This window comes from Marinoscillum sp. 108, assembly GCF_902506655.1.
In the GTDB taxonomy this organism is placed as follows: Bacteria; Bacteroidota; Bacteroidia; order Cytophagales; family Cyclobacteriaceae; genus Marinoscillum; species Marinoscillum luteum.
In genome coordinates this window covers 2,234,971-2,261,391 of the sequence record NZ_LR734808.1, presented here as the reverse complement: position 1 = coordinate 2,261,391, position 26,421 = coordinate 2,234,971, and the positions used below count along the sequence as shown (strand labels likewise).

19 protein-coding genes are annotated in these 26,421 nt (G+C 44.1%); 18 read left to right on the top strand and 1 reads right to left on the bottom strand.

Translation table 11 applies throughout. The features are described from left to right. Nucleotides 1–19: 19 nt before the first annotated feature. The 8 genes from GV030_RS09175 to GV030_RS09140 are packed head-to-tail and all read left to right on the top strand — an operon-like array spanning nt 20 to nt 7,729. Nucleotides 20–1,690, top strand: a complete 1,671-nt coding sequence (locus GV030_RS09175) for a UxaA family hydrolase (RefSeq protein ID WP_370519065.1) — start codon at nt 20–22, stop codon at nt 1,688–1,690. Beyond that, nucleotides 1,687–2,466, top strand: a complete 780-nt coding sequence (locus GV030_RS09170) for an SDR family NAD(P)-dependent oxidoreductase (RefSeq protein ID WP_159581964.1) — start codon at nt 1,687–1,689, stop codon at nt 2,464–2,466. Before GV030_RS09175 ends, GV030_RS09170 begins: the two co-directional genes overlap by 4 nt. Before the next feature lie 17 nt (nt 2,467–2,483). Then, nucleotides 2,484–3,332 carry a fumarylacetoacetate hydrolase family protein gene (locus GV030_RS09165; RefSeq protein WP_159581962.1) on the top strand — a complete coding sequence of 283 codons (849 nt, stop codon included), beginning with the start codon at nt 2,484–2,486 and terminating at the stop codon, nt 3,330–3,332. Continuing rightward, nucleotides 3,329–4,159 (top strand): amidohydrolase, encoded by an 831-nt coding sequence (locus tag GV030_RS09160; protein WP_159581960.1) that lies wholly within the window; start codon nt 3,329–3,331, stop codon nt 4,157–4,159. Before GV030_RS09165 ends, GV030_RS09160 begins: the two co-directional genes overlap by 4 nt. Next, nucleotides 4,159–4,941: an SDR family oxidoreductase gene (locus GV030_RS09155; protein ID WP_159581958.1), complete on the top strand. Its 783-nt coding sequence runs from the start codon at nt 4,159–4,161 to the stop codon at nt 4,939–4,941. The genes GV030_RS09160 and GV030_RS09155 overlap by 1 nt, the downstream gene beginning before the upstream one ends. A gap of 15 nt (nt 4,942–4,956) precedes the next feature. Next, the gene (gene fucP / locus GV030_RS09150) at nt 4,957–6,258 is read left to right on the top strand and encodes an L-fucose:H+ symporter permease (protein ID WP_159581956.1); all 1,302 of its coding nucleotides are present in this window, start codon (nt 4,957–4,959) and stop codon (nt 6,256–6,258) included. Beyond that, the gene (locus tag GV030_RS09145; protein ID WP_159581954.1) at nt 6,255–6,584 is read left to right on the top strand and encodes an L-rhamnose mutarotase; all 330 of its coding nucleotides are present in this window, start codon (nt 6,255–6,257) and stop codon (nt 6,582–6,584) included. The genes fucP and GV030_RS09145 overlap by 4 nt, the downstream gene beginning before the upstream one ends. After that, nucleotides 6,581–7,729: an alpha-hydroxy acid oxidase gene (locus GV030_RS09140; protein WP_159581952.1), complete on the top strand. Its 1,149-nt coding sequence runs from the start codon at nt 6,581–6,583 to the stop codon at nt 7,727–7,729. The genes GV030_RS09145 and GV030_RS09140 overlap by 4 nt, the downstream gene beginning before the upstream one ends. A gap of 75 nt (nt 7,730–7,804) precedes the next feature. Here the strand turns inward: GV030_RS09140 and GV030_RS09135 are convergent, their stop codons facing one another. Then, on the bottom strand, nt 7,805–9,292 hold the full coding sequence (locus GV030_RS09135) for a hypothetical protein (RefSeq protein WP_221413318.1): 1,488 nt from the start codon (nt 9,290–9,292) through the stop codon (nt 7,805–7,807). A 214-nt stretch (nt 9,293–9,506) separates the two neighbouring features. Between GV030_RS09135 and GV030_RS09130 the strand changes: the two genes are divergently transcribed. The 10 genes from GV030_RS09130 to GV030_RS09085 all read left to right on the top strand — a co-directional run bounded on the left by GV030_RS09130 (nt 9,507) and on the right by GV030_RS09085 (nt 26,417). Then, nucleotides 9,507–10,988 (top strand): DASS family sodium-coupled anion symporter, encoded by a 1,482-nt coding sequence (locus tag GV030_RS09130; protein ID WP_159581948.1) that lies wholly within the window; start codon nt 9,507–9,509, stop codon nt 10,986–10,988. Nucleotides 10,989–11,025: 37 nt separating this feature from the next. Further along, nucleotides 11,026–12,237 carry an aldolase/citrate lyase family protein gene (locus GV030_RS09125; RefSeq protein ID WP_159581946.1) on the top strand — a complete coding sequence of 404 codons (1,212 nt, stop codon included), beginning with the start codon at nt 11,026–11,028 and terminating at the stop codon, nt 12,235–12,237. Nucleotides 12,238–12,243: 6 nt separating this feature from the next. Beyond that, complete coding sequence (locus tag GV030_RS09120; protein ID WP_159581944.1) at nt 12,244–13,806, top strand: citrate lyase subunit alpha; 1,563 nt, start codon at nt 12,244–12,246, stop codon at nt 13,804–13,806. 325 nt (nt 13,807–14,131) lie between these two features. Beyond that, nucleotides 14,132–15,061 (top strand): ribokinase, encoded by a 930-nt coding sequence (gene rbsK / locus GV030_RS09115; protein ID WP_159581942.1) that lies wholly within the window; start codon nt 14,132–14,134, stop codon nt 15,059–15,061. Nucleotides 15,062–15,085: 24 nt separating this feature from the next. Beyond that, a complete protein-coding gene (locus tag GV030_RS09110; RefSeq protein ID WP_221413317.1) occupies nt 15,086–18,034 on the top strand; it encodes a SusC/RagA family TonB-linked outer membrane protein in 2,949 nt (982 codons plus the stop codon). A gap of 18 nt (nt 18,035–18,052) precedes the next feature. Beyond that, nucleotides 18,053–19,564, top strand: a complete 1,512-nt coding sequence (locus GV030_RS09105; protein WP_159581940.1) for a RagB/SusD family nutrient uptake outer membrane protein — start codon at nt 18,053–18,055, stop codon at nt 19,562–19,564. Then, entirely contained in the window at nt 19,564–21,567 is a 2,004-nt protein-coding gene (locus tag GV030_RS09100; protein ID WP_221413316.1) for an ADP-ribosylglycohydrolase family protein, read from the top strand. The genes GV030_RS09105 and GV030_RS09100 overlap by 1 nt, the downstream gene beginning before the upstream one ends. Before the next feature lie 11 nt (nt 21,568–21,578). Next, nucleotides 21,579–23,237, top strand: a complete 1,659-nt coding sequence (locus GV030_RS09095; protein WP_159581938.1) for an ADP-ribosylglycohydrolase family protein — start codon at nt 21,579–21,581, stop codon at nt 23,235–23,237. After that, nucleotides 23,234–24,820, top strand: a complete 1,587-nt coding sequence (locus GV030_RS09090) for an ADP-ribosylglycohydrolase family protein (RefSeq protein WP_159581936.1) — start codon at nt 23,234–23,236, stop codon at nt 24,818–24,820. The genes GV030_RS09095 and GV030_RS09090 overlap by 4 nt, the downstream gene beginning before the upstream one ends. Further along, nucleotides 24,813–26,417: an alpha/beta hydrolase-fold protein gene (locus GV030_RS09085; RefSeq protein ID WP_159581934.1), complete on the top strand. Its 1,605-nt coding sequence runs from the start codon at nt 24,813–24,815 to the stop codon at nt 26,415–26,417. The genes GV030_RS09090 and GV030_RS09085 overlap by 8 nt, the downstream gene beginning before the upstream one ends. The last annotated feature ends 4 nt before the right edge of the window (nt 26,418–26,421 follow it).

Here is a 26,421-nt window from a genome sequence, read left to right as displayed (position 1 = left end):
CAATTATACCGACAATCGATTGAATTCGCATTCATCTCTCCCTAAATATGTACCCGTACTGATTACTGATGATCTGTTCACTATGAAAGAAAACGATATTTTGCGGATAGACCCTAAGGACAATGTGCTGGTAGCTCTGAAAGAGCTGACTGCAGGCACTGTGGTTGATATGGGGCTATCTATAGAGGTAAAAGAGACCATCCCACAAAAACACAAGATGCTGTTGGAGGATCTTGTCAAAGGGCAGCAGGTCATTATGTATGGCGTTCCTGTGGGTGTGGTGCAGAAGGATTTGCCCGCCGGGTCTTTACTTACCATAGAAAATACCAAACATTTTGCAGAGCCACTTTCGCTGGAGAATCGCAAAAAATACACCTGGCAGACTCCTGATGTGAGCAAATGGGCGGGACGCACTTTTAGTGGCTATCACAGATCTTCAGGTAAAGTAGGCACCGCCAATTACTGGTTATTCATCCCATTGGTATTTTGTGAAAACAGAAACCTGAAGGTGATCGAGGAAGCCCTCATCAAGCAGTTGGGTTACTACAAACCCAACAAGTACGAGAGCCTTGTGAGTAAGCACTTATCCGGGCAGGTAACTCAAACCACCTATGCTACTGAGCAGGTTTTTAAGCACATTGACGGGATCAGGTTTTTGTACCATCATGGAGGCTGTGGGGGCACACGACAGGATGCCGAAACATTGCTGAGGCTATTGGCGGGGTACGTGCACCATCCCAATGTAGCCGGAGCCACTGTGCTGAGTTTGGGTTGTCAGCATGCGCAGGCGGACTGGTTCAGGTCCCTGCAGAAGGAGCTTTACCCTGATAGTGAAAAAACAGTACTCTACTTCGAGCAGCAGCAAATGGCTTCAGAAGAGGAGCTCATTTCTTTGGCTATTTCTGAGACACTGGAAGCTTTGAAGCAAGCCAATGAAACAGAGCGCAAGCCTGCCACGCTCGACAAACTGGTACTTGGTCTGGAGTGTGGTGGCTCTGATGGTTTTTCAGGCATTTCGGCCAATCCTGTATTAGGGCGAGTATCTGATTTACTGGCTGTGTTAAAAGCTTCCACCATCCTGAGTGAGTTCCCTGAACTGAATGGGGTAGAACAGAACATCATAGATCGGTGCGAGTCACAGGAATTGGCAGAGAAGTTTGTTCGTATTCAGCGCGCCTACGAATCCCACGCCCAGGCGGTGGGGAGTGGTTTTGATATGAATCCTTCTCCGGGAAATATCCGGGATGGACTCATTACTGATGCCATCAAGTCCGCAGGAGCGGCCAAAAAAGGAGGTTCGGCGCCCGTTGCTGACATTCTTGACTATACTGAGCCTGTCACCAGGCCGGGACTAAATCTACTTTGTACCCCGGGCAATGATGTAGAGTCCACCACAGGCTTAGCCGGATCAGGTGCCAACATTATCTTGTTTACCACAGGCCTGGGGACTCCCACCGGAAACCCGATAACACCTGTGATCAAGGTGTCCAGCAATAGCACCCTGGCGGCTCGAATGAATGACATCATAGATGTGAATACTGGCGGAGTGATAGAAGGAACGAAAACCATCGAACAGGCGGGAGATGAATTATTGGAGAAGATAATAGCGGTCGCTAGTGGGGAGCAGACCAAGGCAATGAAACTAGAACAAAACGATTTTATACCCTGGAAAAGAGGAGTATCATTATGAAGAATAAATTTGATTTAACAGGAAAGACCGCCATCGTGACGGGTGGAGGTAGTGGAATAGGAAGGGCCATCGCCACCACACTGGCAGAGCAGGGAGCCACCTCCCTTATTTTGGACCTTAGTCTGGAGGGAGCCCAATCTGTAGCAAAGGAAATAGAGGCGAATGGAGGAAAGGCTGAGGCCCACCCATGTGATGTCTCTGACCATGAAAATGTGAAGGGCGCTTTTTCCAAAGCACTGGGCAATCGTTCGCTTGACATTCTGGTCAATAATGCCGGGATCGCCCATGTGGGAAACATATTCAACACCACCCCCGAGGATTTGGACCGAATCTATCAGGTGAACATCAAAGGTGTATTTAATACACTGCAGGCGGGTGTGGAGTCCATGAAGGCCAAAGGAGGTGCGATTGTAAATATCTCCTCCATTGCTGCGCACGTGGGCCTCAGTGATCGGCTGGCCTACTCCACCAGCAAGGGGGCAGTGCATGCCATGACTTTATCAGTGGCTAAGGATTGTCTGGGCCATGGAATCAGGTGCAATAGCATTTCGCCTGGAAGGGTACACACACCATTTGTGGATGGTTTTTTGGCGAAAGCCTATCCTGGAAATGAAAAGGAGATGTTTGAGACTTTGTCCAAAACACAGCCTATAGGAAGAATGGGTAAACCTGACGAAATAGGGGATTTGGTACTCTACTTATGTGCCGATGAGTCTTCATTTATCACGGGCAGTGACTTCAGCATAGATGGAGGATTTTTGACATTAAATACTTAATTGAAATAGAAAACAGTATGAAATTAATTCGATTTGGAGCTTTTGGCTCAGAGAAACCAGGGATTGAAATAGACGGTGTGAGATATGATGTGAGCAACATCGTCAGAGATTATGACGAAGACTTCTTCGCCGATGGGGGATTGGAAAAGCTGAAGGCGACATTTGACGCTTCTAAAGCAGCAGTCGTGAGCAATGATGTCCGGCTAGGGGCACCGGTAAGAAGGCCAGGCAAGATCATTTGTATTGGACTGAACTACCGCAAACATGCAGAGGAAAGTGGTATGACCGTACCCACTGAGCCGGTGGTATTCTTTAAGGCTACCTCTTCTGTGATCGGACCCAATGACACCATTGTGATACCCAAAAACAGTAAGAAGACAGACTGGGAGGTAGAACTGGCTGTGGTGATTGGCAAACGCGCCAACTATGTAAGCGAAGCAGAGGCTTTGGATTACGTGGCGGGTTATGTACTGCACAATGACGTGAGTGAACGCGAGTTTCAGTTGGAGCGTGGCGGACAGTGGGTGAAGGGTAAGAGCTGCGATACGTTTGCCCCACTCGGACCCTATCTGGTCACCAGGGATGAAGTAGCGAATCCCAATAAGCTCAATCTTTGGTTGAAACTGAACGGCAAGAAAGTGCAAGATGGCAATACCGACGACTTTATCTTCAACGTCCAGGAAGTCATTTCCTATTTGTCGCAGTACATGAGTCTGATGCCGGGAGATATCATATCTACCGGCACACCCGAAGGGGTGGGTTTAGGGTTTAAGCCGCCCGTTTACCTCAAAGAAGGTGATGTGATTGAACTGGGCATCGAAGGACTCGGGCAGGCACGTCAGGAAGTAGTTGCCTACAAGGGATGAAAATAGATTCACATCAGCATTTCTGGCACTACCATCCGGTGAAGGGCGCGTGGATCACAGATGAAATGCGCGTGATCCGGCGCAATTTCATGCCTGCCGATTTGGAACCATTACTGAAAGCAGAAGGGATCAATGGTTGTGTCGCGGTGCAGGCCGATCAGTCTGAGCATGAGAATTGGTTTTTGCTCAATCTGGCAAAGGCCAATCCCTGGATTAAAGGTGTAGTGGGTTGGTTGGATCTGAAATCTGCCACTCTGGAGGATCAAGTGGTTCTGTGCTCTGAGCATGACAGCTTCAGGGGAGTGCGCCATATCCTGCAGGCAGAGCCGGATGGGTTTATGACCGATCCGGAATTCATCAAGGGGGTGAGCTTATTAGGCGCAAAGGGCCTGACTTATGATATTTTGATCACTGAAAATCAACTGGAGGAGGCCATGAGATTTGTAAAGGCCCTGCCGGAGATGCCACTGGTCATTGATCACATTGGTAAGCCGAATATCGCTGCTTCTTCTTTTGAGCACTGGGCGAAGTACATGAAGCAGATGTCTGCATTTGATCATGTGTATGTGAAGCTCTCAGGAATGATCACTGAAGCGAATTGGGAGACCTGGACCCCTGAGGACCTGAAGCCCTATGTCGACTTCTGTTTGGAACATTTCGGACCTGAGCGACTCATGTATGGCTCAGACTGGCCAGTGTGTCTGGTTGCGGGAACGTACGCTCAGGTGGTGTCAGCATTGAAGAAAATGCTTTCGCACCTGAGTGAAGATGAGCAAGCGGCGATCTATGGGAATACTGCAAGTAAATTTTATAAACTGAAGGAATAATGGATTTACATCTAAAAGATAAAGTGGTCATTGTGACCGGTGGTGCCAAAGGCATCGGAGAAGCCATTGTGTGGAACCTGGTTCATGAAGGCGCCATTCCCGTCATTGTAGGGCGGGCGTCATCAGCATCCGCCAGTCTCAAGGCTCAGATCGATGAGCAAGGAGGCAGATCGCACGTGATCAATACAGAGCTTGGGAAAGGCGATGTTTGTGAGGGCATTGTCAAGGAAGTGGTCCAGGAGTTTGGAAGAATTGATGGCGTGGTGAACAATGCCGGAGTGAATGACGGTGTTGGGTTGGTCAATGGAAGCCCTGACCGCTTTAGGGAGTCAGTGATCTTCAACCTGACCCATTATTATGATCTGGTACATTATGCCTTCCCTTACCTGAAGGAGTCTAAAGGATCGATTGTCAACGTGAGTTCCAAAACGGCAGTCACTGGGCAGGGAAACACTTCCGGGTACGCTGCCAGCAAAGGTGCTCAGCTGGCACTCACCAGGGAATGGGCGGTGGAACTGGCCCCCTTTGGGATACGTGTCAACGCCATTGTGCCGGCAGAAGTAATGACCCCACAATATGAAAATTGGATCAAAACCCTAGGAAATCCTGATGAAGTGCTGGCTGGCATTACTTCCAAAATCCCATTGGAAAAGCGCATGACCACCTCAGATGAGATCGGGGCCATGACCGTGTTTTTATTGTCCGAACGAAGTTCACACACCACAGGTCAGTGGCTTTTTGTGGATGGTGGATACGTTCACCTGGATCGTGCTATTTCTTAATTCCTAAAACTCAAAATGATGAAAAATATCCCTGTAGTTTCCAGGTCCATTGTATTCCCCTTTATTCTGATTACCTCCCTTTTTGCATTGTGGGGGTTTGCCAATGCGGTTACTGACCCCATGGTGACCGCCTTCAAAAAAGTACTTGAGCTGGATAATTTTCAGGCCTCACTGGTGCAGCTGGCTTTTTACGGCGGCTACTTCACCATGGCATTGCCAGCGGCGCTGTTTATTAGAAAGTATTCTTACAAAGTGGGAATATTGATAGGCCTGTCATTGTATGCTACCGGAGCATTGTTATTCTATCCGGCGGCCATTTCAGAGAGTTTTACCTTTTTCCTTCTGGGTCTATACATACTCACTTTTGGCCTGGCTTTTCTGGAAACCACCGCCAATCCTTACATACTCTCCATGGGAGACTCTTCCACTGCCACGCAACGATTAAATCTGGCGCAAGCTTTCAATCCACTGGGATTAATCGGAGGTTTGGTGGTAGCACAGCAGTTCGTATTGAAAAAACTCAAGTCAGATGATGTGGTCTTTTCAGAACTGCCCGAACTGGAGAAGGCGGCCATCACTACTGCAGACCTGATGGTCATTCGTGATCCGTATGTTGTGCTGGGGTTGTCCGTCATTGCAGTGCTGGTGCTCATCGTAGTGAACAAAATGCCTAAAGGCAAGGGCGAAGAAATGCACAGCCCACTCAGTAAGGTCTTCAAATCACTGATGAAGAAGCCGGTATACATTGAGGGAGTAATCACCCAGGCATTTTATGTAGGAGCGCAGATCATGTGCTGGACCTACATTTATCAATATGCAGAGGCTATTGGCTTGCCTGCCGATGAGGCTGGAACTTACCAGTTCTTTGCGTTCATTTCATTTTTCATTGGCAGGTTCATCTGCACGTTTTTGCTGAAATATGTGGATTCAGGCAAGCTTTTGATGGGACTATCCCTAATGGCGGTGGTATTTACCCTGGGCACCATTTTCATCACAGGTATGCCGGGGCTGTATTGCCTGGTGGCGATTTCATTTTGTATGTCTTTGATGTTCCCGACCATCTATGGAGTGGCGCTGGAAGGCTTAACCGAAGATGAATCCAAAATAGGAGCCGCAGGTCTGGTGATGGCCATTGTGGGCGGAGCCTTGATGCCTACCTTGCAGGGAATGGTGCTGGATCTTGGTGGTACAGGCTATGCCGACCTGAAAATCCTTGGTGTTTCCGAAGTAAACTTTTCTTTTGTACTGCCCTTACTCTGCTTCTTTATCATTGCATTTTATGGGCGCAGAGTAGCGGTCAAACATCAGCGTATATGAAACGATATGCCTTAACGCTGGATTTAAAAGACGATCCGCAACTTATCGAGCAATACATCGAGCATCATGAAAACGTGTGGCCGGAGATCATCGCGAGTATCAAGGGGTCGGGAATTCGCCACATGGAGATCTATCAGGTAGCCACGCGCTTATTCATGATGATAGAGGCTGAGGAGTCGTTTAGTTTTGAAGCCAAAGGACGACTGGATGCCGGCAATCTGAAAGTACAGGAGTGGGAGCGCCTGATGGACCAGTACCAGCAGCGGTTGCCATTCGCACAGTGGGGAGAAAAGTGGGTGTTAATGGATAAAATTTTTCAACTATGAGTTACGATTCCCGATATCCGGCAATTGATGATCTGATCAGGAAAGCCAAAAGGAAAATCCCGCGATTTGCCTTTGAATACCTGGATGGTGGATGCAATGAGGATGTAAATCTGGCACGAAATACCAAAGAAATTCGCGAGGTACAGCTGATCCCGCAATACCTGACCAAACATACCAAATCAGAAATGAAAACGGAGTTGTTTGGCCATGTATATGACGCTCCGTTTGGCATTGCGCCCGTTGGGTTGCAGGGTCTCATGTGGCCCAAAGCTCCTGAGATTTTGGCAAAGGCCGCTCATGAACATAACATTCCGTTTATCCTGAGTACCGTTACTACCATGGATATAGAGCGGGCCAGTGAGCTCACCGATGGCAAGGCCTGGTTTCAACTCTATCATCCTGCTGATAACGCCCTACGCGATGATATTATACGACGAGCGGATGCCGCAGGCTGTTCGGTGCTGGTGCTGTTGTGTGACGTCCCTACTTTTGGTTTCAGACCCAGAGACATCCGCAATGGACTGGCCATGCCACCACGAATGACCTTGTCCAATATGCTTCAAATCATGGGCAGGCCGGATTGGGCACTGCGAACGTTGATTCACGGACAGCCCAACTTCACCACCATGAAACCCTACATGCCGAAAGGGCTGGACATGAAGCAGCTGGGCAGGTACATGGATCAGACGTTTTCCGGAAGGCTCAACGAGGAAAAAATCGCACCGATTCGAGACATGTGGAAAGGAAAAATAGTGCTGAAGGGCGTGGCATGTGAAGCCGATGCAGAGAAAGCTGTGAAGCTTGGGTTGGATGGTATCATCGTCTCCAACCATGGTGGGAGGCAGCTGGATGCAGGTAACTCCACCATTAAGCCCTTAAAATACATAGCTGAGCAGTACAGAGACAAACTCACTGTCATGATGGACAGTGGAATACGCTCGGGTCCGGATATTGCCCGCTCATTGGCATCCGGGGCAGACTTTACCTTTTTGGGTCGCACATTCATGTACAGTGTGGCAGCCTTGGGGAGCAGGGGTGGTGACCATGCCATCTCACTACTCAAAACACAGCTGCAGCAGGTGATGGAGCAGGTTTGCTGCGAGCGAATAGAGGATTTCCCCAATTTCCTGGATCGGATGGAATGAATCTCTGCTTAACAAAGATCATTTAAGCAAGGATTGCTGTCGGGGTAATTTGTAAAGAGCTCGGATGATAAACTTTTAGTGTTCCTGAGAAACCCGGTTGTTTAAGATTTCAGCCAGAGGGATTCTTCTCACCTTGCTCTCAATCCAGGCAGAGAAATCAAAGAGTCGAAGTGTTTGTTGCTCATAGACATCATGATTAATGATCTCAAAATCCTTCTTTAAATTTTCCCAAAGTCGCTTTCTCTTAACTATTGAAACCGGAAGGTTAGTCTTATTGACAAAGCTGATGATTTTCTTCTCGATTTTGTATTCTTTCCCAGCGGCATTGATGTCCCTTTTGATAGATCGGGATTCATACTTTATAAACTCAGTATCCTTTAACTCATAGAGGATCATAAGGTTTACCAACCGAATAGTTCTGAATACGGGTAGGTAGGAGTAATCTCTATTGGTAAATATGATTTTACTCAAACACTTCTTTGCTTTTTGAAAGTCCCGCAAGCCAAAATAGATCAAAGCAAGATAAAGGTGTAGTTCGGCATTGCGAGCAAGGCTTAGGAGTTGAACCTTTTTGAGCAATTTGGCATCATATTTTTTCATGAGTTGTTCACAGGATCCAAAATCACCACGATCCAGGAAGGGAAAAAGCTCATATAGAAAGATTAAACAAACAACATTGGTATTGAAGCTTAGAAAGGGTGTGTCGATTTTCTCTAGTTGCTGAACAAAATGACTCATCCCCTTGTACTCACGTAAACTTCTCAAGCTATCCAGTACTCCTTCGATGGATAACACATAGTAAATGGGTGGATTAGACCATAAATGTTTATTAGCCTCGTGTAAGTTATTGAGTTCATTGAAGGAATGAAATGCAGATTTATAATCTCCAACACTAATCAGGTAGTTTGCCTGAAAAAGCTGATGCAGCTTGCTGATTTCAAAATTCTGAATGTTTGATGAAGAAACGATGCTCATCTCGCTTACTACCAAATCATTCAGCTCGGTTTTTTGCTTCTCTGATCGAGCATTACCTCGATGAAGCATGCGATATTTCAGTAGCTCATACAGTGCTGATTGTTGATGAATCTTTTGAATGATGCGTAAGGTCTCGCTTACCTTGAAGTGCTTGTGTAATAAATCTTTTTCATCCAGCCCTGGAAAATTCAACGCAAGCTGATACTCCAACTCGAGTCTGGAAGAGATGAGCAGGGCGTAGTAATTTTCATATTTGGTGGCATTCTTTTTGACTTTTTTTAGCGTGTCAAAGCACTCCTGATACAAGGATTTCTCAAAAAGTATCCGGGCTTTTAAGATCATGTCAAATAAGGAATAGTAGCTGTCCTGGTCTTTGCGCAGATCAAGCATGGTATTCAGAAGCGTCTTATAAAGATGAGTGGCAGAGGTGTCAAATGATGCTTTTGGGAGCTTAATTGAGAACTCTTCTTTTAGCTGCTCAGAGGTTATTTCCTTGTTAGAATCAATCAGATCATAGAGTTGGAGGTAATAGGCTCCATCAGAAGAATCGGTGGCTATCCTAAAAGCTTTCTTTTCAGGTTTCGTCATGGAGTTGACTAAGTAGATTAAGGCTTCCGATTTAATCATTTGTTGTGATTCTTATTTTATAGTTATCAAATATTGGGAATATTCATTGTTTTATATCTACTAAAGAGCAAAAAATTAGAAATATCAAAATTTTGAAAATGTGATTTTGAACGATTATTGATCATTTTTGAATGCTTGGATTGCATAGGTTTGATTGAATTTAAGCAGGAAAGAAATGCTATCTAAGAAATCAATTGGTGCTTTAACAGGAATGGCGGTGTTTGGAATAATCTTATTTCTCCCCACTCCTGATGGTATGAATCCAGAAGCTAAGGGAGCTGCAGCGGTAGTGGCGCTTATGAGCGTCTGGTGGATAACCGAAGCAATTCCTGTTTATGTCACTGCATTTATTCCGTTGGTGCTATATCCCTCTATGCACATACTATCTCCAGCAGAAACTGCAGCCAATTATGGGCATAATTATGCACTCATGTTTTTGGCGGTTTTCTTTCTGGCAAAGGCCATTGAAACACAAAATCTTCATAAGCGAATTGCACTTACAATTATTCATGTCTTCGGCACAAGTCGACAAAAAATCGTTTTAAGCATGATGATAGCAACAGCTTTGGTCTCGATGTGGATAGCAAATGTCACTACAGCCTTAATGATGTTGCCCATTGGTCTTTCCATCATTGGTAAGGATGAAGACGTTGAAAAGAGCAATAGATTTGCACCGGCATTAATGCTTGCTATTGCCTACTCAGCGTCTATTGGAGGGCTTGCCACGCTTATTGGCTCCCCAACCAATATGATTTTTGTGGGGATTTTCGATAAGATGTTTCCCGAAGCCCCACCAGTTAATTTTTTTGTTTGGCTAAAGATTGGAGTGCCAATACTTGTGATATTGATCCCAGTGTTTTGGTATTTCATTATTAACTACTTTAAAATAGATGGAGACCTGAGTAAAAACCTGACAATTATCAAGGATGAGCTGGATGCATTGGGTAAAATGAGATCAGGGGAAAAAAGAGTTTTGTATATCGCAGCGGTTACCGTTTTTGCCTGGGTTTTCAAAAACGATCTAATCTTTGGTTCATTGGTCATTCCCGGATGGACTGGTTTATTTGGGATTTCTGGTCAAATACATGATAGTACCATTGCAATGGCTTCAGCCATTATATTATTCTTGATTCCGGCAGGTGACGATAAGCGATTAATAACCTGGAAGGAAGCTAGTCAGGTACCTTGGGGTGTTGTGATGATCGTAGGAGGTGGATATGCTGTGGCCGAAGGTTTTGTGTCCACAGGATTAGCCGATTGGTTGGGAGGGCAGCTTTCATTTATTAGTGGCTTCTCTTTTTTCTACATTTTAATAACTGTAATGGCCTTTGTTTTGGTTTTTACCGAATTCAATTCCAATACAGCCAGTGCTAATATTTTGTTGCCCGTGTTAGCAAGCACGGCCATAGCGGCGAGTGTTAACCCACTTTTGATAATGATACCTGCCACAGTGGCATGTTCCTGTGCTTTTATGATGCCCGCTGCTACGGGGCCTAATACTGTGGTGCTGGCAAGTGAAAGAGTTTCAGTTTCGCAGATGGTTAAGATAGGGTTTTGGCTAAATCTGATTACTTTATTTCTTCTGACTATGATTCTATATTTCATAATCGTTCCTTGGTTGGATTTAGAAATGACTTTACCGATATGGGCAAAATAATAATGGTTGTTTTCGTGAAATTTTTAATCGGTTCAAAATGATTGCAACGGCAGGGAATAATGGTGAAAAGGACAGGTCGGACTGCTTGGTAACTTTGGAGTTGGTCCAATCTGGAGGCATTCGGATCGAGGTATTGAGCAAGGTCAATGCGCTTTATGGAGAAGACATCAGGCTTCTGTGTAAATCCATTCTTGATTTTTTCTCAATAGAACACGCGGTTCTTGAGGTATCTGACAAAGGTGCTTTGCCATTTGTAATTGCGGCGCGTGTAGAAGCAGCGATAAAGCAGTTGAAACCAACTGATGAGCAATACCTCTTGGAGATGCTGCCTGAAAACCTATACCACACTGTTGCTGATCAACCTCGAATTACCCGTTTGTACCTCCCTGGAAACACACCCAGTTTGATGATCAATGCGGGTATCCATAAGCCAGAGGGAGTGATTTTAGACTTAGAAGATGCGGTTGCTTTTCATAAAAAAGGAGAAGCACGTTTGCTGGTCAGAAATGCGCTGAGGAACCTCAGTTTCATGGGGGTCGAACGGATGGTCAGGATCAATCAAATACCTGCGGGGCTGGAGGATCTTGACTATGTGGTTCCGCATAATGTCAATCTTGTGCTGGTGCCGAAATGTGAAAGTGCGGCGCAAATTCATTCAGTAAATGAAAGGATTGTCCTGATTCAAAATAAAACGGGTATACAGCGTCCTGTTTGGTTGATGCCAATCATTGAAAGTGCGCTGGGCGTGTTGAACTCTTTTGAGATCGCAAAAGCCGCGGAAAACGTTGTGGCGATGGCCATTGGCTTGGAAGATTATGCCGCCGACATGGGGGTGAATAGGACAAATGAAGGAGTGGAATCGCTCTTTGCTCGTGTTCAGGTAGTTCATGCATGTAAGGCGGCAAGGATACAGGCCATTGACTCTGTATTTAGTGATGTGGGGGATATGATCGCTCTGAAGGCCAATGTGCAGGCGTCAAAGGCTTTGGGTTTTGAAGGGATGGGTTGTATTCATCCGCGCCAGATTTCAATAATTCGTGAAAATTTTGCGCCGAATGAAGTCGAAATTGAGGCCGCAAAAAAAATTGTTAAGGCCTTCAAAATAGCTTCTGAAAAAGGACTGGGGGTTGTTTCTCTTGGCACAAAGATGATTGATGCGCCTGTCGTGAAACGAGCAATGCGGACAATCGATCTGGCAGTTGCGCTTGGTCGACTGGAAAAAAATTGGAGCGATAAGGAATTAGAATAGCAAATTATGAAAGGTAAGGATGCAATGGTGGTGAATGCGATAGGTAGATCGGTGCCTACGCTGGTTAATGGCAAATCAGAAATACCATATAAAGGAATTGGAAAACATCGCCCCAATGGCAGAAAATTCGGGCCACTAATTTCATCTTGTGCGGACTTTCCTGCTGATGGAAACAAGCTTGTGCCAACATTAAAGCAGGCATTAGTCGATGCGGGGTTGAAAGATGGGATGACTATTTCGACACACCATCATTTTAGAAATGGGGATCTTATCGCCATTCAGATTTTTGATATTGCCGCAGCATTGGGAGTTAAGGATTTGGTATGGTTTCCATCCGCTTCTTTCGATTGTCATGCGCCTTTGATAAAGCATTTGGAAGATGGCACTATTCATCACATAGAGGGTAGTATGAATGGGCAACTTGGCAGGTTTACTACAGCTGGTAAAATGAAAGGTGTGGGGGTGTTGCGATCTCACGGCGGGAGATATCAGGCGGTTCAGGATGGTGAAGTTGAAATCGATATTGCGGTGATTGCTGCTCCATCAGCAGACTCATTTGGCAATGCCAACGGTGTGGATGGCCCTGCTGCTTGTGGGCTGTTGGGCTTTGCTCTGGCAGACTCACAATATGCAAACAAAGTGATTGTGGTAACGGATAACCTGGTTCCGTTTCCATGTGTGCCCTGGCATATTCAAGGGAACTATGTGGATCATGTTGTTCAGCTTGAACAGGTGGGAATTCCAGAAAAGATTGTTTCGGGCACCACAGCAATTACCAAAAGTCCGGATCGATTGTTTCTAGCCGAATTAACTTCAAAGTTCTGTGATCAGGTTGGGATTATTCGCGATGGCTTTTCTTTTCAGGCAGGAGCTGGAGGGACAGCGCTTTCGATTGGAATTTATTTTGCCGAAATGTTAAAAGCAAAGGGAATGAAGGCACGTTTTGCACGTGGTGGAAGCAATAAGTTTCTGGTTGAAATGTTGGAGGAAGGTTTAGTTGAATATATCCTCGATGGGCAGACTTTCGATTTGGAAGGTGTGAAGTCAATGCGAAACAATCCGAACCATGTCAACACCAGCCCTTTCACCAGTTACAATTATCATGGTAAGGGTAATTTCGCTCAGTTACTGGATGTGGTGATATTAGGTGCAACAGAAGTGGATGTTAACTTCAATGCAAATGTGGTGACACACTCTGATGGCGCTTTATTGCATGGTATTGGTGGGTGGCAGAATTGTTTATTTGCGAAGTGTACCATACTCCCAATTCCGCTTTTCCGGGATCGGATTCCTGTGGTTCGTGAGGAGGTCACCACCATTTGTGGTCCGGGTGAATTAATAGATGTGATAGTAACCGAGCGAGGTATTGCGATTAATCCATTGCGCACCGACCTGTTGGATAAAGTTAAGGATTCGGGTTTGCCAATTAGAACCATTCATGAGCTCAAGGAGGAAGCCGAAAGAATTTGTGGTGTTCCTCAAAAGCAGGTTTTTGACGATGAAATTGTTGCTGTGGTAAAGTGGGTGGATGGTACCATCTTAGACACCATCAGAAAACTGCGGAACTAAGCGTTAGTTTGCTCTTCTTCCTCACCTTCTATTTCAAGAAAGTTCGGTGTTAGTGCAGAAAATTTCAGAGTGTAATTAAGTAATTCCAGTAGTTCTAATCATCTTGTCCAATACACTCCCTTTAATTCCGAACAGTCAATGAATGCTGCTAAAACCTCTTTGCAAATGCGGAATGGCATTTTTAGGGAAATTATAAATAATTAAATGTCAGGTGATTATAATAGGAATAGTTTAATTGTAAATATGATTTTAGGGCATTTATTGACAATTTTCAATCGTTTATAATATTACCTTCACTTCAATAAGATAGATACAAATAATAAACATGGGCAATAAAAAAATTCTTGTTATCGGAAGTTGCAATACAGACATGGTAATAAAATCGGATCGACTACCTATACCAGGAGAGACGGTCATCGGAGGAACTTTCCTAATGAATGCAGGGGGTAAGGGAGCCAATCAAGCTGTGGCAGCGGCTCGTCAGGGAGGTAAAGTCACATTCGTTTCTAAAACTGGAAACGATGTGTTTGGAAAGCAATCCATCGAGCTTTATAACGCTGAGGGAATCAACACTGACTTTATATTTTCCGACGCTAAAAACTCATCTGGGGTGGCGCTGATTATGGTGGATTCTCATGGTGAGAATTGCATAGCGGTAGCTTCAGGCGCAAATGGAAGTTTGGTTCCCGACGATATTGAAAAGGCTAAAAACGAATTAGATGCGGCGGACTATGTCTTAATGCAATTAGAGATTCCCATGGAGACTGTAGAGTATGCAGCAGAATTGGCCTGGAAAAAAGGCACTCCTGTAATCCTAAATCCGGCACCAGCCAGAACCCTGTCAGACAAACTACTCAAATGCCTCTTCCTTGTGACACCAAACGAAACCGAGGCGGAAATCCTATCTGGAATCAAGGTATTTGACTTTAATAGTGCTAAGCAGGCTGCAGATATAATTAGCAACAAGGGTGTGCCCAATGTGGTGATTACCATGGGTGCTATGGGTGCTTTTATCAAGGAGAACGATGAGTATTCTTTGGTGGAGGCCACCAAAGTGGATGCCATCGACACTACTGCTGCTGGTGATTGCTTTAGCGGCACACTTGTGGTTGGCCTTTCTGAAGGTAAAACCATACAGGAGGCTGTAAGAACAGCTTCAAAAGCGTCCTCAATAACTGTAACTCGTATGGGTGCTCAGTCTTCCATTCCGTACCGCAATGAATTACAATTGATTGAAAACGGGCTATCTAAATAATATAGTAATACTAAAAGAAGGACTATGAAATCACATTCTAGGCAACATTCTATACTTTTTGTTTATCTGTTTCTTGCAGTATTTGTGACCTGCCCGATTACTAAAGTGATGGCCCAATCAAGTGGTGAGATCATCATTAAGGGGAAAGTTACGGATGAAACAAATAATTCAATCCCGGGTGTCAGCGTGTATGTCAAAGGCACACAGACGGGCACAATTACTGATATAGATGGCGGCTATGCCTTATCTGGGCCATCAGAAGGGATTTTAGTTTTTTCATCGATTGGCTTTGAGACTGTCGAAGTTTCAGCGAATAATAGAAGTGTGATTGATATCCAAATGAGCGTGTCAACTCAGGCCTTAGATGAAATTGTGGTAATTGGATACGGTACAACGACTAAAAAGGAAATTACCGGAGCGGTCACCACTGTGAAGTCTGAAGATTTTAATAGAGGAGGATTCAATGATCCAATGGGCTTAATTCAGGGGAAGGTAGCAGGCTTGACCATCACCAAACCGAATGGTGCAGACCCAATGTCTGGTTACCAAATCCTTTTGCGTGGAGTGAGTACACTTACATCAGGCCAGGGACCACTCATTATTATAGATGGAGTCATTGGAGCTGATTTGAAGAACATTAATTTTCAGGACGTTGAATCATTTGATGTACTTAAAGACGGTTCGGCCGCAGCCATCTACGGCACAAGAGGTACAAATGGTGTTATCATCATCACTACCAAAGCGGCAAAAAAGGGACAGCAAGTACTGGAATACTCAGGTCAGGTTTCGGTGCAAGTGGCACCAAGAGGTGTCAGAAACTTATCTGCCAAAGAATTTAAACATGCCATAGAAACTTATCAGCCTTCTAAAACAGGTAGTCTTTTTGGTAGCGAAACAGACTGGTTTGATGAAATCACCAACGATCTTCCGGTCAGCTACCAGCACAATATTTCGCTCTCTGGAGGAAGTGAAAGCTTTTCTCATCGTACGTCCCTAACGCACAGTACTGATCAGGGATTATTGCGAGATAATCTTTCGGAAAGGATTCTTCTTAAGACTAACATTAAGCAAAAGGTATTTGATGATAGGTTACTGTTGGATTTCAATTTCACGAACAACTTAAGGAAATATAGCCCAGCCAACTACGACCTATTCAGTCAGGCATTTATCCAGAATCCTACCCAGCCTGTCTATGATGATTCTGATCCGGCTACAGGAGGCTATTCATTCAAACAAGGCCTGGGTTACTACAACCCTGTTGCCATGCTGAATGAGAGAACGCGAGAGGGACAAACGAATGACATAGTCCTAAACCTTAGAGCAACACTAGAGATCACAGATGATCTTTCCTGGAGCAACTTCATCTCAACACAAAAATCGGAATGGGAAGAGAATTCCTATAAGACGAAATATTATCCTACCATTCTCGGTATAAATGGGGAAGCAGAAATATCAAATGGCCGCAATAGTAATACGCTATACGAAAGCATGTTCAATTACCAAAAGGAAGTAAACGATCATGATTTTCAGGTAGTTGCCGGATATACCTTTCAAGAGTTTGAAATGAATAGCTCTTATGTGGGAAATTACAATTTCGATACGGATGTGTTTCTCCACAATAATATTTCTGCAGGCTCATTCTTTAGAGAAGGAAAGTCCGAAATGGGTTCTTACCAGGAATCAAGTAGGCTTATAGCTCTTTTCGGAAGACTCATGTACAATTATGATGAAAAGTACCTTGCGTCGATCTCCTTGAGAAGGGAGGGCTCATCTAAATTCGGAGATAACAACAAATGGGGGTTATTCCCAGCTGTGAGCTTAGGCTGGAGACTGAGTGAAGAATCACTCTTCAAAGACATTAGCTGGATAAATGATTTGAAACTTAGGTTGGGTTATGGGGTTACAGGTAATCAGGATTTCAGTCCTTACAGATCGTTGATTTTGTTGGAGCGCGTGGGTAGTTTGTTTTATAATCAGGAGTGGATCAATTCATACGGTCCAGGGCAGAATCCAAACCCTGACCTGAAATGGGAGAAGAAGCAAGAGTTAAATGTTGGTGTTGACTTTTCAGTGTTTGAGCGGCGGCTCAGCGGCAGTGTTGAATATTACCTAAGAAAAACCAGCGACTTGCTTTGGGAGTTTCAGGTGCCAGTCCCACCTTATTTGTACCCATACTTATTTACCAATGTTGGAACCATTAGTAATCGGGGGGTAGAACTTACCTTGAACGCTATGCTTATGAAAAGGGGCAACTTTGGTTGGAGTTCTACTTTCACCGCCAGTCACAACAAGAATTTCCTGGACAAAATTTCAAATAGCGAGTTTACGCAATCAACCTACGAAACAGCTTTTCTGGGAGGTACCATAGGCGTGTGGTCACAACGAATCAAGGAAGGGGAAGAACTCGGTACTTTTTATGGACCCGTTTGGTTAGGTGTTGATGAGCATGGTAACGACATATTTAAAAATCAAAACCCTGTTGGAGAGGTAGATAAGAGTAAGTGGGAGAAGATCGGCAGTGCTAACCCCATTGCGGTGCTTGGCTGGAGTAATGCTTTGACCTACAAAAACTGGAATCTAAATCTTGCGTTTCGTGGGGGAATCGGAGGCAAAGTGTTGAATTCTAACAGGTTATATTATGAATCCTGGACCGCCATTGGATTACGCAATATTGTACATACACAATTGGAGAACCCGGAATTTATTAGAAACGTCACCTATTCATCAAAGTATATTGAAGATGCTTCCTTCTTAAAGCTGGACAACGTAACGCTTCAATACGGTTTCGACTTGAATTCAAAATACATATCCAGGTTAAGTGTATCAGGGTCGGCACAAAATGTTTTTTGGATTTCGGGTTATAAGGGGATCGATCCTGAAGTTAATCTTGGGGGCTTAGAGCCCGGCATTGACCGATTATCCTACTATCCAAGAACGACCACTCTTACTCTGGGAGTAAACGCGACCTTTTAATTTCTAATGAATCGAATTATGAAAAAGTATACACTTACTATAACATCATTCATCTTGTTAAGTCTCCTTACAGTTTCTTGTTTCGACTTATCAGAATCCGTTTATTCCGAAATACCGGTTGATGATTTCTTCAATTCTGAAAAGGATGTTATTGCTTATGCAGGACGCGCATACGTAAAGCTTCAACCCTATCCAGAGGAGCAGCGACTCTGGTCACTCGGGCAGAATGCCTCTGATGAAATGGTCATTCCACAAAAGCATAATGGGGAGTGGTATGATCAGGGTAGATGGGAGGAGATACAAAAGCATACACTCAACAGTGCTACAGCGGGAAACAAAATATTGACCAAATCATGGGATATGGTTTTCGAAGGCATCACAGCGTGCAACGAAACTCTCTTGGTAATTGATCCAATAGAGTTTGAGAATAAGGAGCGAGTGCTTGCTGAGATAAAAATTCTGCGCGCTTTCTATTACTACTGGGCCATGGATTATTGGGGAAATATCCCATTCTCTATTGATTTCAGTGAGAAAGATCCACCACAGCAAAAGGACAGAGCGTTCGTATTTGATTTTATAGTTCAGGAGATATTGGACAATGTAGATGCAGTGCAAGATGTGCCTACGGCAGAGTATTATGGTAGGGTTACCAAAGGAATGGCCTATACCTTTTTAGCTAAAATGTATTTGAACGCTCAGGAATGGATCGGCCAAAATAAATTTGCAGAAGCCGTATTGGCCTGCGATCAGGTGATAGCATTGGGGGCATATCAAATTGAACCCAATTACTTTACCAATTTCGAAGTGCATAATGAGGGTTCGCGGGAGAATATATTCGTTATCCCATACCACCCACAGCTTACAGATGAGCATTTCTATTGGCAGAACCTGACATTGAATTCTGCAAGTACTGCTACGTTTAACTTGGCAGGTGTGCCATGGGATGGATTCGTCTTGCAGCCAGATTTTTTCACGAAGTATTCTGAGAATGATATTCGTAGAAATTCTTTCCTGTTTGGACAGCAAAATGACATCAAAGGTGATCCGATTGTAATCGGAGGAGAGCCCTTCATATACAGTCCTACCATTCAAGATTACAATTCGAGAGGTGAGTGGGAAGGTGCACGATGTGCGAAGTATGAATATCAGGAAGAGCTCAGCTATGACGTGGTGGATATGGAAAATGATTTCGTGCTCTTCAGATACGCGGATGTGCTTTATACAAAACTGGAAGCGCTACACCGTCTGGGGAGAGCTGGTGAATTCATTGATGATCCGGATCTTCAGTTGATTAGAACACGCGCTGGACTCACTCCTTATACCGTAGGCGATCTCACAGATTCTGAATTATTGGACGAACTAGGGAGGGAATTTGCCTGGGAAGGTCACAGACGACAAGATCAAATTCGATTTGGAGTATGGGGAAATTCCTGGTGGGAAAAACCCGCTTCAGGTACGGCTAAAAAGCTTTTTCCTATTCCTCAAAGTGCCATCAACACTAATCCAAATCTTACTCAAAACCCCGATTGATGATGAATAGAAATTTAATATTAGTAATCGCGATTTCAACCTCATTGCTGTTTTCAGCGAAAACTTCGGAAGCTCAAAGCGGCTCCAAAAGTATTTCAGTGAAAGAGCTGAGGAATAAGATAGCAGGAGCTTGGGTAGGTCAGATGATTGGTAATATCTATGGTCTTCCACATGAAAACAAGTACGTGAGCGCACCTGGTGACGAAGGTAAATGGCCATATGGGTACACCAAAAACCTGGACAAGCTTAGAAAATACGAAGGAGCTTTTTCAGATGATGATACCGATGTAGAGTACATGTATCTGCTCAATATGGAAAAGTATGGGTATGAACCTACGTATGAGCAAATGCGTGAAGCCTGGATGTACCATATTCGCGACAGAGTTTGGCTCGCCAATCGTGCTGCCTTAGGTCTAATGCATTTCGGTTACACCCCACCATTCACAGGGGACAAGAATATCAATCCGCACTGGTTTCAAATTGACCCTCAGCTAATCAATGAAATATGGGCATATACCGCTCCGGGGATGGTGCAGTATGCTGCGCAGAAATCTGATTGGGCTGCTCGTATCACTAGTGATGACTGGGGTGCCGAGCCAACAGTTCACTACGGAGCAATGTACGCAGCGGCTTTTTTCGAAAAGGATATTCGCAAGCTGATAGACATAGGGTTAAAAGAGCTCCCTGCTGATGGTCGCTATGCACAAACCATTCGTGATATGATTGCATTGCACAAAAAGTACCCCAACAAGTGGCAAGATGCCTGGAAGGAGATGGCAGAAAAGTATTATGTGAATGAACCTGACCTCACCAAAACCATTTGGAATGCAAACCTCAATGGAGCATGTGGAATATTAGCAATGTTGTACGGAGAGGGTGATTTTCAACGAACCCTTGACCTCTCTTGTGCCATGGGTTTTGATGCGGACAATCAGGCCGCAACTGTTGCCGGTCTTTTAGGAATAGTATACGGTTTTGATGCGCTTCCCGAAAACCTATACCTACCAATAGAGGGTTGGGTAAAGCCTTTTAATGACACCTATATTAATATAACGCGTCATGAATTGCCAGATGCAAGTATTGAAGATCAAATAGACAGGATGTTGGCTATGACCTTAAACCTGGTGAAAGGTAAAGGTGGGAAGGTGACAGGAGAAGCAGGGCAGGAGAAAGTGATTATTAACACCAAAGCCACTTTTGATGTGCCACTGGAGTTCTATATAGGCCCTGCTGCAGTTTTAGAGGTCAATAAAGCAGTGGACTTCACCTTTTATAGTGAGGCAAATAAAAATTACAACTGGACATTGGTCCAGGGTGATTTGCCCAAGGGTACATCTTTCGAAAAAGGGCGACTCACAGGAGTGCCTGAGATACCCGGGAAATATAAGATCACCATCCAATTGGATAATGGAAAGAAATATTTAAAGAAGGATTTTGAACTCCTGGTCCGCAATGAAAACCTGGCGAACTCAGCTAAATCGGTACTAGCAAATGTGAACACATTGAATAGAGACGTCCTTGACTCGTGTTGGACAACATTCGGTAATTCAATGTATTCTGATACTCCGGAAATTATTCGCGATGGGAAATTGAATGGTGCAGGATCAGTTTTCTATAGTTTGGCTGCCAAAGCAAAAATCCCCAAAGTGGATTATTATGGATATGAGTGGGAAGAAGATCAAGAGATAGATATGCTGGTATTTAATACTGGCGGAATGGAAGAGTTTGGTGGGTGGTTTACCTCCCTGAATGTCCAATACAAGAATGAAGAGGGAAAGTGGGTAAGCGCAGAGCGGACGAGCATTCAGCCGGGTTTACCGGATACGGATATTGTCTTCTTCCAGCCCCATTTCGCGGAATATGTCATCACCTTCAAACCAGTAAAAACTAAATCAGTCCGGATCATTGGTGATGCCATGATTCAGGATCATTGGAACAAGTACACCAAAAATGTATCGGGCTTTACGTCCATTGCCGAATTGGGTGTTTATAAATCAAAATAAAAAACAGTAGCATGAACTATATATTGAATCCAATAAGTAAAGTATTTTCTCTGGTCACCGCACTTGTGTTGTTAGGTTGTGGTAGCACTACTGCACCAGCAGATGTGAAGTCGGAAGGTGTTCTGGCTGAGAGTGATTTTAGCATTTCGAAAGATGACCTACAGAACAAGATCAAAGGTGGTTGGGCAGGCCAGACCATTGGTGTGGTATATGGTGCACCTGTAGAGTTCAAATACAATGGTTCTATGATTCATGATGCTCAAAACATTCCCTGGAATGAACACTATGTGAAATACTGGTGGGATAAGAAACCAGGACTTTTCGATGATATCTATACCGATCTCAATTTTGTACAGGCATTTGAGACTCATGGTCTTGATGCTTCCGCAGATTCTATTGCCAGGCATTGGTCCAATACTGCCTACCACCTGGCTCATGCCAATCAGGCGTCTCGTTATAATATCCTGAACGGCATCATGCCACCTGCTTCAGGTCATTGGAAAAACAATCCTCATGCAGACGATATAGACTTTCAGATCGAAGCAGATTTCATCGGCTTGATGGCACCGGGTATGGTCAACGAAGCAACAAAAATCGCGGATCGGGTAGGTCATGTGATGAACAGTGGAGATGGCTGGTATGGAGGAGTATTTGTTTCCGCTTTGTACTCACTTGCATTTATCTCAGATGAACCCACTTATATCGTTGAGAATGCCATCAAGGTGATTCCTGAAGGGACCGAATTTTATGAATGCATCAGTGATGTGATAAAATGGAAGAAAGAATTCCCGAATGATTGGAAGCAAACATGGTTTGAAGTTCAAAAGAAATGGAACCATGATACCGGCTGTCCAAAGGGAGTCTTCTTAGGGTTTAATATTGAAGCAAAGATTAATTCAGCATACGTGGCAATTGGTATGCTGTATGGAGATGGTGACTTTTCAAAGTCAATAGATATTGCTGCCAGATGTGGGCAAGATGCGGATTGCAATCCAGCAACTGTCGGTGGCGTATTGGGTGTGATGCTTGGCTATGATCGTATTCCGGACTTTTGGTTAAAGCCACTTCAGGAAATCGAAATGGATGATTTTGAAAACACCACAGTTTCACTCAACAGGGCTTACGGATGGAGTATGAAGCACGCTCTGGGAATGATTGAAAAGGCGGGAGGATCCATTGATGGAAGTGAAGTCAAAATACCTCTGGCCAAACCGATTCCGGTGGCATTCGAACAGAATTTCGAAAACACTTATCCCATCGAGCGCAATAAGATTGACGAATCATTTACGGATGAGATCAATTTCGAATTTACTGGTAATGGATATTTACTATATGGGAATATGGCCAAACGATCTAAGGTGGATGTGGCATATATAGATCGTGTTTCTAAAAGAACCTACGGGTCAGAGTCATTTGGATTGGCCGAGCCAGATGATCCATATGTTGCCATTATGGAAGTGTACATAGATGGTGAGCTGGATCAAACAGTGAAGCTCCCTATGATGAATTCTGCCCGCAGATTGGAGCCAGCTTGGAAATATCAATTGACAGAAGGTAAGCATACCCTTAAACTGAAATGGGTGAATCATGATCCTAAGTATGAATATAGGATTAATGATTTGATTGTCTTTTCAGAAAACGAACCATCAAGTAACCTACCGATACAATGAGAGTGAATTTATCCTATATCTGTTTAGTAGCGATTTTGCTTGTTTCAATCAATGCCTGCAAGGAGCAAAATGATAATCAAGGACTTTATTCTCAGGAATATGCCATTTCAAAAGTGGACTTAAAGGACAAGATCCGTGGCGGTTGGGCCGGGCAAACGATAGGAGTGACATTTGGCGGACCTACAGAATTTCGATTTAAGGGCACCATGATTCAGGACTATCAAAACATAGTTTGGCATGATCACTATATCAAAGAAACTTATGAATTGGATCCCGGATTATATGATGACGTATACCTTGATTTGACTTTTGTTAATATCCTTGAGAAAGTTGGTCTCAATGCCCCCACAGATTCATTCGCAGTGGAGTTTGCCAATGAGGACTACAAGCTTTGGCACGCCAATCAGGCGGCTCGATACAATATCTTGAACGGCATCATGCCTCCGGCCTCTGGCCATTGGATGAACAACCCGCATGCCGATGATATTGATTTTCAAATAGAAGCAGATTTTGCCGGAATGATGGCTCCGGGTATGACCAATACTGCATCTGATTTTTGTGACCGTATCGGGCATATCATGAATTATGGTGATGGTTGGTATGGGGGGGTGTTTATCTCGGCCATGTACACGTTGGCATACACTTCTGATGATCTTGATTTTGTCGTTTCTGAAGCACTTAAGACCATTCCTTCACAAAGTATGTTTTATAAAACAATCGCTGATGTAATCAAATGGCACAAGCAATATCCAAATGATTGGAAAGAGACCTGGTTTGAAGTTGAAAAGTATCATTCATCCGATAAGGGTTGCCCAGAGGGGGTATACAATTCCTTCAACATTGATGCGCGATTGAATGCTGCATATGTGGTGATTGGATTGCTGTATGGACAGAAGGATTTTTTTGAAACAATGGACATTTCTACCCGGTGTGGTCAGGATTCTGATTGCAACCCTGCTACAGCGGCAGGAATATTGGGAGTGATGATGGGGTATAAAAACATTCCAGACTATTGGAAACCGGCATTGGAGGAGGTGGAAGATTTGAAATTCCCATATATGGAGATCACACTGAATGAGGTGTATGATTTAACCTTCAAGCACACGCTTCAATTGGTGGAAGAAAACGAAGGCAAGGTCGATGATGACAGTGTTTTTATAAAAGTTCAGCAGCCTGAGACTGTGCCATTAGAACAATCATTTGAAGGTATGTACCCGAGTGAAGAGAGGTACCTGCGTCAACATTTCACCGATAAAAATATCAATATCGATTTCACCGGAAACGGAATAGTGGTTCTTGGGAATGTGAATAGCCTCTGTGCTCGATCTTCCAGCGATTATGTTGCGCTATTGGATATCTACATAGATGGAGAGAAAGTGGATCAGGTCAAAATGCCTTACGACTACATTGTGAGAAAGTACGACATCTACCATAAGTATCTATTAGAAAACGGCCCCCATCATGTTGAGATAGTCTGGGTCAATAAGGATGCTGATTATAGCATATACATGAAATCAATTGTGATCTATGCAGATGCTCCGGCGAAACCATTCAACTCTAAAAAAGTGGCATTGAATGACTAGAATGGAACGATATAGCGCAAGTCTGCCATTCATGCTATTGGTACTCATCTTGATGCTGAGCCTTTTCGGCTGCAAAGGTGAACCGATCATGGTGGATGAGCCTATTCCGTTTTCCAGACTACTTGAAAATCAAAAAATGTCAAGCCAGATTTTTAAGGTAGACATTAATTATGCAGTGCTGCTTCCTGAGGATTACAATGAATCCACTGACGAATATCCTGTTGTCTACCTATTGCATGGCTTTGGAGATAATGAGAAAGCATGGTACACCAGTGGCAGTATCAAGTACTATTCAGATCTCTACAATGATCAAATAGTCCCTATGATCTATGTGATGCCAATTGGGTATAATACCTATTATGTAAACAGATACACAGGTAGCTATCCATACATGGATATGATCACCACTGAGTTGGTGCCAACAATCGATAGCCTGTTCAGAACAAAGCAGGATAAGACAGCAAGAGCGGTAATGGGCTATTCGATGGGTGGCTATGGAGCATTGATTCTTCCAGCATTGAATCCGGATATTTTCACGGTCGGTGTTCCATTAAGTATGTCATTTCGGACAGACGAACAGTACATCAGCGAGCCACAGGGTGTATTTGATTATCAATGGGGGACTATTTTTGGTGGAAAAGGTGCGAGCGGTGAGGCAAGGCTTACCGACTATTTTAAGCAGCATAGTCCCTTTCATTTTTTTTCGTCTTCCAATAAGGATCAGTTTGCCGGATTGAAATTTCTAATAGACTGTGGTGATGATGAGGAGACATTGACTATTACAAATGACGCCTTGCATGCCCTGATGCGTGACAATCAAATACCCCACGAGTATAGGGTACGTAGCGGTGGTCATTCATTCGACTATTGGAAAAAATCCTATCCTGAGGCACTAAAATTCATCAGCAATTCTGTTCAGGGGATTCCGCACCCTTCTAATCCTGAGCCTGTCACAATAGGTGAGCGTATCACGAGCAGCGATTTTGAATCAGTAGAAATCTCCGGTGTTGAGATCAATATATTGAAGCCCGTGGACTATACGACAAGTACTGTGGACTACCCGGTTGTGTATGTGATTCACGATTACGAAGAAGGTCAGCGGGAATCGAACGTTACGGAGATCTTTTCTCTTTTGCGAAATGGCATGACAGCCGGCACGTTGAAAAATTCTATGGTGGTTGAGGTTCCGGTTTCTGAAAGCCTTGAAAGTGATCGCATAGCGGAGATCATCTCATATGTAGATACTCAATATCGTGCACTCACAGATAGGGCCAGCCGGGTCATTTTAGGAAACGCTTTAGGGGGATTGCATGCCGCAAATCTTGCTGCAGAAAACTCAAGTCTATTTGGCTCATGCTTTTTATTTGACGCCCAACTACAGGAAGAAGGCGTTGATCCTCAGACGGACATTTTTTATTATCTGGACATTTCGGATGATGGCGATAGCTACAGAGGCTATCATCATTTCTATGTGAAAATAAGAGAGACAGATATTGGGTATGAATATCGGGTGAGGCAAGGAGCGGAGTCCTTCCAGTCGTTTCTAAATGGTTTAAGTGAATCCTTTCCTTCGTTGAGGAACAGTTTGAAGAATTAGTATG

What these genes read in the sequence shown, in the direction of transcription:
- GV030_RS09135 (WP_221413318.1), bottom strand. Translation starts at nt 9,292, where the DNA reads ATGACGAAACCTGAAAAGAAAGCTTTTAGGATAGCCACCGATTCTTCT.
- GV030_RS09085 (WP_159581934.1), top strand. Translation starts at nt 24,813, where the DNA reads ATGACTAGAATGGAACGATATAGCGCAAGTCTGCCATTCATGCTATTG.
- GV030_RS09090 (WP_159581936.1), top strand. Translation starts at nt 23,234, where the DNA reads ATGAGAGTGAATTTATCCTATATCTGTTTAGTAGCGATTTTGCTTGTT.
- GV030_RS09125 (WP_159581946.1), top strand. Translation starts at nt 11,026, where the DNA reads ATGATTGCAACGGCAGGGAATAATGGTGAAAAGGACAGGTCGGACTGC.
- GV030_RS09110 (WP_221413317.1), top strand. Translation starts at nt 15,086, where the DNA reads ATGAAATCACATTCTAGGCAACATTCTATACTTTTTGTTTATCTGTTT.
- GV030_RS09095 (WP_159581938.1), top strand. Translation starts at nt 21,579, where the DNA reads ATGAACTATATATTGAATCCAATAAGTAAAGTATTTTCTCTGGTCACC.
- GV030_RS09105 (WP_159581940.1), top strand. Translation starts at nt 18,053, where the DNA reads ATGAAAAAGTATACACTTACTATAACATCATTCATCTTGTTAAGTCTC.
- GV030_RS09100 (WP_221413316.1), top strand. Translation starts at nt 19,564, where the DNA reads ATGATGAATAGAAATTTAATATTAGTAATCGCGATTTCAACCTCATTG.
- GV030_RS09165 (WP_159581962.1), top strand. Translation starts at nt 2,484, where the DNA reads ATGAAATTAATTCGATTTGGAGCTTTTGGCTCAGAGAAACCAGGGATT.
- rbsK (WP_159581942.1), top strand. Translation starts at nt 14,132, where the DNA reads ATGGGCAATAAAAAAATTCTTGTTATCGGAAGTTGCAATACAGACATG.
- GV030_RS09160 (WP_159581960.1), top strand. Translation starts at nt 3,329, where the DNA reads ATGAAAATAGATTCACATCAGCATTTCTGGCACTACCATCCGGTGAAG.
- GV030_RS09155 (WP_159581958.1), top strand. Translation starts at nt 4,159, where the DNA reads ATGGATTTACATCTAAAAGATAAAGTGGTCATTGTGACCGGTGGTGCC.
- GV030_RS09145 (WP_159581954.1), top strand. Translation starts at nt 6,255, where the DNA reads ATGAAACGATATGCCTTAACGCTGGATTTAAAAGACGATCCGCAACTT.
- GV030_RS09120 (WP_159581944.1), top strand. Translation starts at nt 12,244, where the DNA reads ATGAAAGGTAAGGATGCAATGGTGGTGAATGCGATAGGTAGATCGGTG.
- GV030_RS09140 (WP_159581952.1), top strand. Translation starts at nt 6,581, where the DNA reads ATGAGTTACGATTCCCGATATCCGGCAATTGATGATCTGATCAGGAAA.
- GV030_RS09130 (WP_159581948.1), top strand. Translation starts at nt 9,507, where the DNA reads ATGCTATCTAAGAAATCAATTGGTGCTTTAACAGGAATGGCGGTGTTT.
- fucP (WP_159581956.1), top strand. Translation starts at nt 4,957, where the DNA reads ATGATGAAAAATATCCCTGTAGTTTCCAGGTCCATTGTATTCCCCTTT.
- GV030_RS09170 (WP_159581964.1), top strand. Translation starts at nt 1,687, where the DNA reads ATGAAGAATAAATTTGATTTAACAGGAAAGACCGCCATCGTGACGGGT.